Source organism: Methylobacterium sp. J-001 (assembly GCF_022829565.1).
GTDB lineage: Bacteria > Pseudomonadota > Alphaproteobacteria > Rhizobiales > Beijerinckiaceae > Methylobacterium.
Genome location: NZ_JAKSYN010000077.1, coordinates 1 through 11,670, shown reverse-complemented (window position 1 = coordinate 11,670; position 11,670 = coordinate 1). Strand labels below are relative to the sequence as shown.

8 protein-coding genes and 5 pseudogenes are annotated in these 11,670 nt (G+C 58.4%); 7 read left to right on the top strand and 6 right to left on the bottom strand.

Annotated elements, in window-relative coordinates; all coding sequences use genetic code 11:
* On the bottom strand, nt 1–229 hold a 229-nt coding region (locus MKK65_RS08365; RefSeq protein ID WP_243956994.1), incomplete at its 3' end, for a helix-turn-helix domain-containing protein.
* A gap of 652 nt (nt 230–881) precedes the next feature.
* Between MKK65_RS08365 and MKK65_RS31525 the strand changes: the two genes are divergently transcribed.
* The gene (locus MKK65_RS31525; protein WP_409565385.1) at nt 882–1,355 is read left to right on the top strand and encodes an acyltransferase; all 474 of its coding nucleotides are present in this window, start codon (nt 882–884) and stop codon (nt 1,353–1,355) included.
* A 329-nt stretch (nt 1,356–1,684) separates the two neighbouring features.
* Here MKK65_RS31525 and MKK65_RS08360 read toward each other — a convergent pair whose 3' ends face one another.
* From MKK65_RS08360 to MKK65_RS08350, 3 genes and pseudogenes are all read right to left on the bottom strand, one after another.
* Nucleotides 1,685–2,080, bottom strand: coding sequence for a hypothetical protein (locus MKK65_RS08360; protein WP_243956992.1), 396 nt, complete (start codon nt 2,078–2,080; stop codon nt 1,685–1,687).
* A gap of 375 nt (nt 2,081–2,455) precedes the next feature.
* Nucleotides 2,456–3,730, bottom strand: a pseudogene (locus MKK65_RS08355) (transposase).
* A gap of 88 nt (nt 3,731–3,818) precedes the next feature.
* A pseudogene (locus MKK65_RS08350) lies at nt 3,819–4,060 on the bottom strand (IS630 family transposase); the annotation flags it as partial.
* Here MKK65_RS08350 and MKK65_RS31520 point away from each other — a divergent pair.
* Together MKK65_RS31520 and tnpB are read left to right on the top strand one after the other, a co-directional pair.
* Nucleotides 3,954–4,196 carry a transposase gene (locus MKK65_RS31520; RefSeq protein ID WP_409565386.1) on the top strand — a complete coding sequence of 81 codons (243 nt, stop codon included), beginning with the start codon at nt 3,954–3,956 and terminating at the stop codon, nt 4,194–4,196. The pseudogene MKK65_RS08350 and the gene MKK65_RS31520 overlap by 107 nt on opposite strands.
* A 236-nt stretch (nt 4,197–4,432) precedes the next feature.
* Nucleotides 4,433–4,723 (top strand): annotated as a pseudogene (gene tnpB / locus MKK65_RS08345) (IS66 family insertion sequence element accessory protein TnpB); the annotation flags it as partial.
* A gap of 75 nt (nt 4,724–4,798) precedes the next feature.
* Here the strand turns inward: tnpB and MKK65_RS08340 are convergent.
* Nucleotides 4,799–5,967 (bottom strand): IS3 family transposase gene (locus tag MKK65_RS08340; RefSeq protein WP_243956989.1). Its coding sequence is split into 2 segments (ribosomal slippage): nt 4,799–5,733 and nt 5,733–5,967, totalling 1,170 coding nucleotides; the frame shifts between segments, so codons are not numbered across the junction.
* A gap of 104 nt (nt 5,968–6,071) precedes the next feature.
* On the opposite strand from MKK65_RS08340, the pseudogene MKK65_RS08335 reads away from it, so the two are divergent.
* Nucleotides 6,072–6,251, top strand: a pseudogene (locus MKK65_RS08335) (transposase domain-containing protein); the annotation flags it as partial.
* 521 nt (nt 6,252–6,772) lie between these two features.
* Here MKK65_RS08335 and MKK65_RS08325 read toward each other — a convergent pair.
* The gene (locus tag MKK65_RS08325; RefSeq protein WP_243956987.1) at nt 6,773–8,170 is read right to left on the bottom strand and encodes a hypothetical protein; all 1,398 of its coding nucleotides are present in this window, start codon (nt 8,168–8,170) and stop codon (nt 6,773–6,775) included.
* Between the two features lie 778 nt (nt 8,171–8,948).
* Here MKK65_RS08325 and MKK65_RS08320 point away from each other — a divergent pair.
* The 3 genes and pseudogenes from MKK65_RS08320 to MKK65_RS08310 form a co-directional block, all read left to right on the top strand.
* A complete protein-coding gene (locus tag MKK65_RS08320) occupies nt 8,949–10,046 on the top strand; it encodes an IS5 family transposase (protein WP_243956986.1) in 1,098 nt (365 codons plus the stop codon).
* Nucleotides 10,043–10,192, top strand: coding sequence for a hypothetical protein (locus MKK65_RS08315; protein ID WP_243956985.1), 150 nt, complete (start codon nt 10,043–10,045; stop codon nt 10,190–10,192). The genes MKK65_RS08320 and MKK65_RS08315 overlap by 4 nt, the downstream gene beginning before the upstream one ends.
* A gap of 862 nt (nt 10,193–11,054) precedes the next feature.
* A pseudogene (locus tag MKK65_RS08310) lies at nt 11,055–11,523 on the top strand (IS481 family transposase); the annotation flags it as partial.
* Between the last annotated feature and the right edge of the window lie 147 nt (nt 11,524–11,670).

Below are 11,670 nucleotides of genomic sequence, written 5' to 3'. Positions count from 1 at the left end.
CCCGACGGACCTGAGGGATCCCGCCGGCGTGCGCTGCGGTGGCCGGGGCGGGTCGCGGCCCGCACGAGGGCCGGGGCGCGATCGCCCCCTCCGCCTGGAAGCGTTCATGCCAGCGGATCGCGGTGGATGGGCCGACCCCGAAGCGCTTGGCCGCCTGTCGGCCGGAAGCTCCCGCCGCGATCGCCGCGATCACGCGTTCTCGCAGATCCAACGATAGCGCTGACGGCATCCCGACCTCCTCGGAAAGCCCAACAGCGAATCAGATCCGCAGACTGCCCGCTACCCCCAACGATTCAACACAGCCGGACACGGCTCTAGTGCGCACGGAAGCTAAGGGCGTCAAACATATGCAGATTGCCCATGTTAGTCGTTGAGCCATAAGCTCGAAGCCGATACCAAATTCCGCATTGGCGGCAGCGAGGAGTTTTTCGCGTCGTGAAGGTGTAGTATGCCGGAATGTCGGCTCACGGCGCTTACATACACAACCAATTGAAGCTCTCGTTTACAGCACCCGTTGGTCGGCTAAATTATAGACACGCACGTCTTCCGGTGAAACCGAAATGAACACCGCCTACTTCTAATCCGTTATGATATACCGTGTCGCCTTCGGCGTTCCATTTGCGGGACGAGCCATGTACAGATCAGTTGAGCCAGCCGTTGTAAGTTCCTGATCAGGGCTTCGACTTCGCCGTTTGCGTTTTCATAATCAGCAACCAGCGAACTTTCTATATCGCCCGACAATTTTAGGAGCCTCACTTGCGAGTTGAAGAGCGGTTAGATATGTATCGCTTTCATCCTTTGTGCCTACTCAGCGCACAAGTTTTCTTTCTAATTGGAGATTGCTGGTGATACAATATAATAGGCACGTTTTCAGATTGATTATGTCGATTCAACGCGCGGAATTTTTGGCAGATGCAAGAGTAAAAATATTGCGGCGCACCGGAATAAAGATAGGAGTTAATTCAAGTTTTGGAAGTGGGGTGCATATAAGCACTGGCCTCCTTACCGTCGGGGATAATGTTCGTATTGGAGCAGGTAGTAGGATCGATAACGAAGCTCAGGTAACGATACATGAATGGGTTCGCATGGGTCCAGAAGTTCTATTGGAGACCGCAACGCATAAATTGCTACCTAATGGTCCCTACCGACGTACATCGGGGGATGAAGTGTATAAGCCGATCACTATTGAGCGGGGGTGCATGATTTATGCGCGAGCAATAATACTTCCAGGTGTTGTAATTAGAGAAGGATGTGTAATCGGAGGCGGGGCTGTTATCGACAAGAGCACGCAGCCAAATGGTCTTTACGTTGGAAATCGACCCAGGAGTCCAACTTTGGTCTTTCCGGACAATTAAAAGCTGTAGATCGAAAAATGTTGCGGCCGATTTATTTGGTCACGACAACTATAGTTGTGCCCACCCAATCAACTGATTTATATGAATTTCTTTCGGTTTAATTATTGTAATCAACTAAAGTCTTATTTCATACACGCGTTGCTCATTCTATACTTTTAATGTTTTGGGATTTGCATGGAGAAGATGGCCTAGTCATAAATTTATCATTTCCACTCCCATGACGGAAATATAATTTATCGCAAATTGGGCCATACCTTGCAGTCTTCTAACATTTTATTTTGTGTATACGGTCGATCATCCTTGGTTCCATCTCCCGCCGACAGGCTCGCCTAGGCCAACGGCGCGAGCCTGTCGGCGTTCACCTCGGTAGTGCCGGCCATGTGCCGCTTGCTGACCCAGGAATTGAAAATGTGATCGGTCTTGCCGCCGACGACGTAAACCTTGCTTGCACACCGCAGGGACGAATTTATGTCCGCCGCCGCGTACACCGGCTGCATCAGGCGGTTTAAGCGCTCGATCATGCCACTGATCTTCGGTGTGTAGGGGTACGTCTTATGATGCAGCACTCCTTGCCGCTTGTAACCCGTCTTGAACGCATCAGTTCTGAAGCAGGAGCCCGCGTCGGTGACTATGTGGGTGACCCGGAAGGGGAAAGAGACGAGTGTGCTCGAGATGAAGTCAATGGCTGAGGCCGTGGTCCCTTCATCCTTTACGGTCAAGTACACGTAGCGAAAGGCTCGATCGATGGCGACTTAGAGGTAGCGCTTGCGGGTGCTACCGTCGCAGTCGGGCAGTTTGAATAAGTGTTAAAATTGATCGAGGCAGACTTCGTAGTATTTGGTATTACAATGCAGATTGCGAGTCTGCTCAGACCGCGGAAACTAGATGTTTGGTCCCTCCATGTGGCACCAGATGTATCACCACACGGCGGGATCAAACATCTAATTGACGCCTTTCACCCTAAGAGGCTGTGCGTCGAACGGCCTCCTGGGAATACGCGGGCGTCCTGAGGCCGCCTCGTGCTGGTGCGTACAGCCGCCCGGTCGGGCTGGGCCGGGATTACGCCCAAGCGTCGCCCCCCGGGTGATGCGGCCAGCCGCTCAGGCGCGGGCGGCGCTGCGCAATCTGTGCTCGTTCAGAATGTTCATCGTCAGGGCGAAGCCGGTCATCCAGGCCGTGAGCCTGTCCAGGCCGCGCACCAACGGCCGGTCGAGGCCAAGGTTGCGCAGGCGGGCATGGAACAGTTCGCAGCGTCCGCGGCGGCGGTAGATCGCCTTGGTCGGCTCGCCCGCCATGCGGCTGCGCCAGGCGGCGACGCCGGGGCCGTCCCCCGAGCGGATCCGGTGGGGGTCGCTCCCGGCCTTGCCCCGGCCCGGCGGGCAGTACACCGCGGTCCCGAGCGCGTAGGCGGCCTCGATGTCGTCCGCGGCCTGGAAGCCGCCGTCGATCAGGTAGCGTGCGGGCCGGCGCCCGTAGGTCGCGGCCAGCTCCGCGGCCATCGGCTCGGCCAGGCCGCGATCCGAGCCGACGCTGCCAACCCGCACCCCGACCACGATGCCGGTCCCGGGCAGGCTGGTGAACTGGACGTTGTAGGCCGGCCGGAAGCCGCCGTCGGGCATCTTCATCACCCGGGCCTGCGGATCGGTGGTCGAGGCCCGCGGTTCCTTCTGCCGGGCGCTCGCCTTGGCGTTGGTCTGAGTCCGCTTGGCCCGGACTGCCTCGACCTCGGCCAGCCGCCTCCGGTCCGTGGCGCCGGGATCGGCGGCCTCGTCCCGATCGAGCCGGGCCACGGCCGCGCGCACCCGATCCAGTTCGCGCTCCAGGGTCGGACGCCGCCGGAACGAGGCGGCCCCGGCATCGGCTCAGACCTTGACCCCGTCCTGCGCGATCTCGTCGAGATCGATCAGCCCGGCCGTCGACAGGCTCGCCACGTGCCGGGCGAGCAAGTCGTCCGGGCAAAGGGTCTCGTCGGTGCAAAAGTCCGACAGGGCGTGGTGCTTGACCGTGAGCCTGCGGCACAGCCAGCGATAGGTCGGGGCGCTCGTGCACAGCCGGGCGATCTCCCGGGCGCTGCCGACCCCGTCGCCGATCGCGTACAGCCAAAAGGCCACCAGCAGCTGCGGCGCGGTCTGGCCTTGGCCGGGATGGCCCACGCGCTCCTTCACCCGGCCCTCGAACGCGGCAAAGTCGACCTGCTCGGCATACGCCCAGATCGCCCGCGCCGGGTGATCGGGACCGATCAAGGCGTCGAGGTCAAGCACCTCCAGCCGCACCGTGTCCCGCACCGGTACGCGCAGGCGAACCCGCCCGACCGGGGTGGCCCGCGCGGGCTGCTGCTCTGGCGGATCCCCGAACAGCCCGTCCGAACCCATCATCCCAACCCCTCCAGTCGATAACCGAAGGGAATCACTACTCGAGCTTGGCTGTAACCGAAAAACCTACAGCGTCTGAGCTTGTCGAGGGTTCGACTGGGTTGATTCGGGGGCGCGGCCGGCAGAGGCAACAGGGTGATGTTAATGGGCACTGTAAGCTTCTTTGTGGTGTGCCAGCTGCCCCGATCTAGCAGCAAGACGGCCTGCGCGCCGAAGGCGACGGCCTATGCAATCTATTCGATGCAAAGCTATCGCCTCCGTGGTGCAGCGTGGCATGACGAGGCCGGCTCCTTTGCCGTGGGCGAGGCAGATCGCCATCGTGGCCGAGAGCGTTGGGCCAAGCACCTCAATCAGCGCGGTGGCACGCCGGCATGGATTGAACGCCTCGCGGCTGTTCACGTGGCAGCGCCTGGTTCGTCAGGCTGGGGGCACGACGGCGAGTGCGCACTGCAGTTCGTGCCGGCCGTGATGAGTGTAAACCCGCAGGAGCCGACGTCTGCCGAGATGAGCCCCGCGCTGAGGGAGCGATGCGGCTGCCACAGCATCGAAGTTGAGATCGCAGGCGCCACGGTCCGCATCGCTCAGAGTGCGAGCGCGGTTCAGATCGCCGCGGTGATCCGGGCGCTGAAGGCTTGCCCATGATCGGGCCGTCCGGCGCGGTACGCGTGATGCTAGCCACCCGGCCCGTGGACTTTCGCAAGGGCGTGGACGGGGCTGGCCGCTCTGGTCCGGGACGCGATGGGCGCGGACCCGTTCTCCGGCACGGTCGACGTGTTCCGCTCGAAGCGGGCCGACCGGGTGAAGCTCCTGGTCTGGGATGGAAACGGGCTGATTCTCGCGATTAAGTGTTTGGAGGCGGGTCAGTTCTGTTGGTTGAAGATCGAGGACGGCGTGGTCCGGCTGAGCGCGGCGCAGCTCGCAGCGCACGTCGAATGCTTGGACATTAAGCGCGTCCATACGGCGCGTGCCGTGGGCGTGCCGGCGGTTGCCGGCTGAGCAAAAAGACTGGCGGACGGTCTTCATCGCGGCAGTAAGTCGCTGATAGTGGGATTGCCCCGGTTCTGTGGACGGTCAGGGGGCTTGGCTGAACAGGGGCTCGGGTAACGGGTCCGGCCGGGTCTTCTGCTCGTAGACGACGGGGGAGCGGTATCCGAGTGCCGAGTGCCGGCGCAGCGGATTGTAGAAGCCCTCGATGTAGCTGAAGCAGGCCATCCGTGCCTCAGCCTGCGAGTGGAAGCGGCGGCGGGCGAGCAACTCGCATTCGAGGGTCGAGAAGAAGCTCTCGGCCATGGCGTTGTCGTAGGCATCGCCGACCGAACCCATCGAGGGTCGCACGCCCGCCTCCTGACAGCGGCTGCCGAAGGCCAGCGACGTGTATTGCGAACCCTGGTCCGAATGATGGATCACGTCGCGGGGCCTGCGCTGGGCGACGGCCATCTCCAGGGCATCCAGCACCAACTCCGAGCGCAGGTGGTTGGCCATCGCCCAACCGACGATCCGACGGCTGAAGACGTCGAGGACGACAGCCAAGTAGAGGAAGCCGACGGCGGTCGGCACGTAGGTAATGTCCGCCACCCAGAGCCGGTTCGGGGCGGCGGCGGCGAAGTTGCGGTCGACGAGGTCGGGAGCCGGACGCGCCTCTCGATCCCGCCGCGTCGTGACGGGGCCACCGCGCCGATGGCTGGCCCCGACGAGGCCGGCCTCGCGCATCAGCCGGGCGATGCGTTTGCGGGAATGCCGCTGGCCCTGCTCGCGCAGGTCGGCGTGGACGCGCGGCGCGCCATAGGTCTCGTGCGAGCCGAGATGGACGGTGCGGATCCGCTTCAGCAGGGCAGCGTCCGCCATGCGTCGCGCCGAGGGCTGCCGGCCGGCCCAGGCGTAGTACCCAGCCTTCGACACGCCGAGGGTGCGCGCCATCACCGTGATCGGGAAGTCGGCCTGGCGGGCGCTTATGAAGCGGAAGACCCCGACGGCAGGACTCCGGTCTCCCACGCAAACCAGGCCGTCGCGCGAGAGAGGATATCGCGCTCCAGCTTCAGCTGCCGGTTCTCACGCCGCAGCCGAATGAGTTCGTCGCGCTCGGCCGTCGTCAGGCCGGGATCGGCGCTCGGAAGCTTCTCCTCCCGACGCCCCTCGCTGCGGTCGACCTCGGCGACCCAGTTCCGAATGGTCTGACCCGAGGGTTCGAACTCGCGGGCGAGGTCGGTGGGATCGCGGCCGGCGCGGACCAGATCGACCATCTACCGGCGGAACTCGGCAGGGTATGCGGGACAAGTCTTGGGCATCGGACAAACACCTCACGCGAAAGCGTTCTCGGTGTCCACCAAACCGGGGCAATCCCAGCGGCGAGCATTGGGCGGTGATCGCCTCGCTGATCGAGACCTGCAAGCTCGTCGGCGTCGAGCCGCACGCCTACCTCGCCGACGTCATCACCCGCATCGTCGAGGGCCATCCGCAGCGCCGTCTCGACGACCTGCTGCCATGGGCTTACCCAGCCACGCCAGCACTCAGAGCCGTGGCCTGAAAACAGCGCTTACCAAACACCGAAAGACTATGGTTCTTAAACAAAATCCGGGCGAGATCGGCCTGTCGCCAACGCACCACATCGTGGACCGCCAGCAACTGGCCATGCTCGACCGACGTGCGCAACAAATTCTGTTGCTCGGCCTTCAGGCGCGGGCGAGCCCTAGTGCACAGATGCAGACGAACGCACCAAGAGCGAAGAGCTAACTCACTGCGTTACATTGATAATCAAGTGTGCGCTGTGCACCATTTGTGCGCGTCAGTGCACTAGGCGCTTTGCCGCCGATTAGGCGGTCTGGACCGGAAGCCTTGAACCCCACGACCCAGTCACGCACAGTCTGAAGCCCGCCCGCATAGATCACCGATAAAGCCAGCAGAAACCGTGACTGGGCGAGATCGCGTGCATTTGGGCAAGTCCCGCAGGCCCTCAGCATCTAAGTTGGACCGCAGTGGCACCGGAGAAGCCCTGACATCCTCCTTGGCCTCAAAACCAAGAGGTAGAATCACCCCTCAGCAGCCGATTTAACTCGTGGGGTCTCCGCTATGAGGACTGGAATAAGGGGTTTTACTATTTGGCTTAGAGGCTGAAAGAGCTGCTAACGCAAAAAAAGGCAACCTCAAATCAACAAGGGAAAAAGACAAAGCAGCTGCAACAAGATAGCCAAGACAAGAGAACCTAGCCGCATTCTTCAAACAAACTATCCAAAAATCTTCAATTCTGTCGCGCCTACAACACGCCCATATAAACCCTGTCATGAAAAACGCACCCGGTATTCCCGTGCTAGACAGAACCGCAACAAGCCAACTAGAAACTCTTGTTGTCCCAATCCCACTTCCTAAGCCAAAAGTTGCATAAAAGTTTTGCATGCCTATTTTGTTCCATTCTGAACGCTCAATTCCTGACTGTCCCTGAGACTTCGATAGAACTGTAACATCTATGAACTCCATCACAGAGCGACTAATCATTGGGTTTAGAGCAATGAACAATACCAAGTTTGTCAGCAATAACGGCGCCGCGATTAAATAAACTGCTCCAGGAGCCGAACATTCTCCACGGAGCGCTTTTACTGAACAATAAATGTAAAAAATCGCCAAGACCGGAACCAGTGCCGCATATGCGGTACCAGATGTTGATATAATTAATAATAAAAGCGATATTATAGAACATAAAGAGCTTAAGAAAACCCATTTGCCAGATAGGTAGAGCGAAAAGGTGTATGAAAAGCTGCCTATGGTGTAAAACGAGAATAACGAAGTTTCTGTAAAAGAACCAACTATTCGGCGCAACCCACCAACATTTTCTTCGAGATGCAGTTCATAGTCGGCATTGCGTATTGGATCCAATAAAAATCCCGTATTTGTTATAGAAGTTATGAAGTCGATGGCCGCAAAAACGATATTCAGAGCTGCTAATGTGAAGAAAAGGCGGCCCACGAACATAAAATTCTTTCTGATAGAACAAAATGAGTAAAACGCTAAAAAACAAAGCACGTCAGACAATAGATAGATAGATTGATTAATATTGCCGCTTGTTGGAGTTAATGGCACTGGTGTAGGGGAGTTGCCGCCGAACCGAGTTGATCCAATTGACATGATTACAGCAGCGCCTCCAAAAATCCTCGGCATTATAGCGGCGCATATAATGCCGTAAATTAAGTAAGCGAACAACCAAAATCCAGCGCTTGGAAACCTCAATGCTTGCTGGACGTCATAGTTAAAACGTTTTTCTCGAGCAACTATTAGCAGGAATGGCGCCAAAAGCAGATGAGCTGGCTGAATATTTCCTGATCCACCCAGTGTAAAAGCGGAAGCTGCGCCCAAAAGCATAGAAATTACTAAAAAAGAAGTACAATAATATATCGGCAACAGAAAAGAGAGTAAGCACAATAACATCGTCAAAACACCTATCGGTTCTATCATCTCAGATCCCTGGATTACTATCGTCAATCTGCTTGAGGCTAAACTCGTTTTGTTAGCATACAGGTTCGCGAATATAATCTCAAGGCTTGTTGTTTTTACGAAAAACGGCGGGATTATGCGTGGCGCCGCGGGCAAACTGGATAGAGTACAGCCGTGGCTGTCGGAACAGCATTACGTTTATCCCGGTTATTCGAGGCTCAAACAAGTGCACGTGTTGCCTATCTTGGGGGGCCAAAGATTCATTAGTCCCAAATCTAGCTAAGTTCAAAAATTGAGCTAGAGGTCGTGAAGCTTAAGTTAGTGATGTGTTTAAGAACACCAATTATTAATAATTCAACGCGCATTAATCCTATTCTTAGCGTTTGCCGAGCCATACGAATCGGCTGGTTAATCAAGGCGGGCGCTCTCCCATTTTTTTAGGCGTCTTGAATTTACTTGTCAGCGTGTGCAGCTGAAGGATGTCGATTGGAGCTTCAGCGCAAGTCATCGCGTAATGGCATTCGAGCCACCGCGAACTGAGCCGCAAGGCTTGCGTTCATACGCTCGTACCGAGAGGCGCGCCACAATGTAATATGTAACAGGGCGGTCCCGGCGTATCGCTACCAATGGTCCGGCAAGGGTTTGCGGACGTGACAAGTTGTGACACAAGTCGAACATTAGGGACTTAAACTCTCAAGATTTCCGCAGGAACGAGCGCCTAGCAGGCTGTTGAAGAAGTCCGTGGCGTGGCCGAGCGGGGCATGATTCACTCCTTCCTGGAAGCGCTTGGGGAAGGCGAATGCGAGGTTCGGATCAGCGTTCGGGGACGTTGTTCTCCTATGTGGACTTGGAGGCTCGGGTGCGACCCGACCATCCCCTGCGCCCGATCCGGCAGCTCACGGACGTGGCGCTCGCAGCGCTGAGCGGGGACTTCTCCGTGTTCTATGCGGCCCGGATGGGTCGCCCGTCGATCCCGCCTGAGATGTTGCTGCGGGCGATGCTCCTGCAGGCGTTCTACTCGATCCGCTCGGAGCGGCAGTTGATGGAGCGGCTGGAGTTCGACCTGTTGTTCCGCTGGTTCGTAGGGCTGGGCGTCGACGATCCGGCCTGGGATCATTCGAGCTTCAGCAAGAATCGGGACCGGCTGCTGGCCGGCGAGATCGCCGCCAAGTTCCTGGCAGTCGTGCTCGCCCAGCCCCGGGTAAAGCGGCTCCTGTCCAGCGACCGCTTCAGCGTCGACGGCACGCTGATCGAGGCCTGGGCCTCGATGAAGAACTTCAAGCCCAAGGATCAAAGCGGGGATCAAGCTCCACCACCCGCTGGCGGACGTAACGCCGAGGTCGACTTCAAGAGTCAGAAGCGTTCGAACGAGACGCACGCGAGCACCACCGACCCCGAAGCCAGGCTCTACCGCAAGGGCTCGGGCATGGAGGCCAAGCTCTTCTTCATCGGCCATGCCCTAATGGAGAACCACTCGGCCCTGATCGTGGACACCTGCCTAACGTCCGCAGACGGACACGTTGAGCGCATTGCCGCGCTGGCGATGATCGAACCAAGGGCGGACCGGCCTAAGGCCATCTCCGTGGGTGCTGACAAGGCCTATGACGCGGAGGACTTCGTCAACGAGCTGAGGTCGATGAACGTGCGCGCACACTTGGCCCAGAACACCAGCGGCCGCCGCTCGTCCACTGACCGACGAACCACCCGCCATGCCGGCTATCGCATGAGCCAGAAGATCCGAAAGCGCATCGAGGAGGGCTTTGGCTGGATCAAGACAGTGGGGGGCCAGCGGAAAACCCGCTTCAGAGGCCGCGACAGGGTCGGGTGGGCCTTCGCCTTCACCGCGGCGGCCTACAACCTCGTCCGCCTGCCCAAGCTGCTCGGAGCTTTGGCGTGAGCGTCCTGGGCAAGTGGCGGATTGTCGAGCTGCCGGGCTACGCGAACGACTATGCCGACATGGTCGAGCCGGCCTACATCCTCTTCGAGGCCACCGGCGGCGAGTTCGCCTTCGGATGCGTCACCGGCCTTCGCCGGTGGTGGTGACCACGCTGCCGTTGAGTTCGACTGGAACGGGAACGACGAGATGGATGAGGCCTGCGGCTCCGGATGGGCCGAGCTTCAGCCCGACGGCTCGCTTCGGGGCGAAATCGGCTTCTACGCCGGCGACGATATCCCCTTCATCGCTCGGCGCTGGCCGAGTTCTTCAACAGCCTGCTAGTTCCGCGCGCCCAGCGAAATCACGGTGGACTGAAATTTCGTTTACGGATCGACGTCAGTAAACTCATGCAGAAACGTAGGTACTGAGTCCGCAAGCGGTTAAGATCAGGCAGGGAATTCCGACTTTGACCTTCCGCCTATTCGCTGTTGCTTGAATGGTGGTTTGCGCACGCCAAGCCTGCGCTTCTAACTACGCTTTGATCTAGCGCAAATGCAAAAGTTCACAGTACAAAACTTTCTATGCGCCAAATCAGTTTAGGCGAGTGCTTGACAACTTACTGCTCGGCCGATGATCCAAGGTTTCACCGCGGAACGTTGACATAAAACATGTCCCTATTTGAATTTTATGTGTATGAGATAATAATAATTTCATTTTGCTTGCAATTATGGGGCTCGACGGAAGGGAGTTCAACTGTAATTTGCCCCCCCCATATTCTTAGACGACAGGGTTGCGGCGGTCATGGGCTTATTGTTAGGGAAGCTAGTTGTCGCAGTCTTTGTTATAACTGAAGCATTACATCCGTCGGTTCGGTTGCGAGTAACGCGTCGAAGGGTGGAGGCGGCGGGCAGTGGCGCTGACAGAGCCGTTACGCCGGGGATGGAGCGTGAATCCCAAGCGCTCAGTTCCGCATTGAGATGGTGCATCTTGGACGCTGACGCGTCAGGCTGAGGATGCACTGTGGCATGAGTTCTTCACGGCAGCGTCAAAACAGCACCGGGTGCCTCATCCCAATCGTATCGAAGTACGACCCGAGCTCCAAGCGTTACAAGAAAATAACCGCGCCTTCGCCGCAGGGTATGACCTGAATCCGAAGGCGGTTACCAAATGGCGCGGGCGTGCGGTCACGACCGACGCTCCGATGGTGCCGAAGAAGCCCATGAGTACCTCGCTGACGCCAGCCGCTGAGGCCATCGTAGTCGAGTTCCGCCGGCGGAGGCTGCGGGCGCTCGATAAGGTCTTGGGCTGCTTACGTGACACGATTCTGAACTTGAGCCGCCCCGCCTTGCAGCGCTTCATGCAACGACACAGCATAACCCGTCTTCCCACTGTTGAGACGGCGCAGCTACACAACCGCTTTAAGACCGACAAGATCTGCGACATCCATATTGACCGGTGTAAGTTGAACCACGTCGACAGCCAGCTGATCTTGGTTCTATTGCACTGGCTCAGATGGATGTTTTAGGGGTTCGGCTGAGGGCATCGAAGGTCGCAGAGGCAGACTCGGTCGAGATGAAGGGCCTTGGGTATCGGTTGTGCTCGGCGATGTAGCGATTGATGGCGACCTGAAGGTCGACGACACCGG

What these genes read in the sequence shown, in the direction of transcription:
- MKK65_RS08325 (WP_243956987.1), bottom strand. Translation starts at nt 8,170, where the DNA reads ATGATAGAACCGATAGGTGTTTTGACGATGTTATTGTGCTTACTCTCT.
- MKK65_RS08320 (WP_243956986.1), top strand. Translation starts at nt 8,949, where the DNA reads ATGCGAGGTTCGGATCAGCGTTCGGGGACGTTGTTCTCCTATGTGGAC.
- MKK65_RS31525 (WP_409565385.1), top strand. Translation starts at nt 882, where the DNA reads ATGTCGATTCAACGCGCGGAATTTTTGGCAGATGCAAGAGTAAAAATA.
- MKK65_RS31520 (WP_409565386.1), top strand. Translation starts at nt 3,954, where the DNA reads ATGCAATCTATTCGATGCAAAGCTATCGCCTCCGTGGTGCAGCGTGGC.